This is a genomic window from Bartonella sp. TS82HLJMH, from assembly GCF_042193495.1.
Taxonomy (GTDB): Bacteria; Pseudomonadota; Alphaproteobacteria; order Rhizobiales; family Rhizobiaceae; genus Bartonella; species Bartonella grahamii.
Window position 1 is genome coordinate 1 of record NZ_JBHILU010000118.1, and the last position, 521, is coordinate 521.

The 521-nt window shown below is 37.4% G+C and carries 1 pseudogene; it reads left to right on the forward strand.

Features of this window, described 5'->3' with window-relative positions:
* Positions 1–489, forward strand: a pseudogene (locus ACFIKO_RS09605) (ABC transporter substrate-binding protein); the annotation flags it as partial.
* Between the last annotated feature and the right edge of the window lie 32 nt (positions 490–521).

Sequence of the window (521 nt, forward strand, 5' to 3'; positions counted from 1 at the left end):
TTTGCTGGTGCCTCTCCTTATCCTTTTGCTTTGCCTATTGCTCAGTCTCTCCAAGACAACGCAAAAAAGGTTGGGGTACGTTTTAAAATTGAACGTTTTGTAGGAACACAGTTGTTTTCAAAATTTTATGCGCGTGGTTTTGATACGATTTTTTTCGGATGGAATAATGGCTCTGCGGACCCCCATACAATGGCTTCACGTCTTATTTACAATCCTGATAATAGGTTTGAGGCTAAAAATACAGGCTATGCTAGTTGGTGCCATGGGTATTTTGATGTCAAGATGAATCAAAAGGTTCAAGATGCATTGTTTGAAAAAGATCCCCAAAAACGGGTGCAAATGTATGCTGATTTGCAACGTGAATTTATGCAGAAAGGACCCTATGCTTTTATTTATCAGACATATGTTTCTGTAGCTATGACACCTGATGTCAAAAAATGGGTCTGGAATAGTGCACCACGTATTTTTTACAGTGCAATTGAAAAATAAGAAGGCAGCAGGTTTATAAAATATAAAAATAT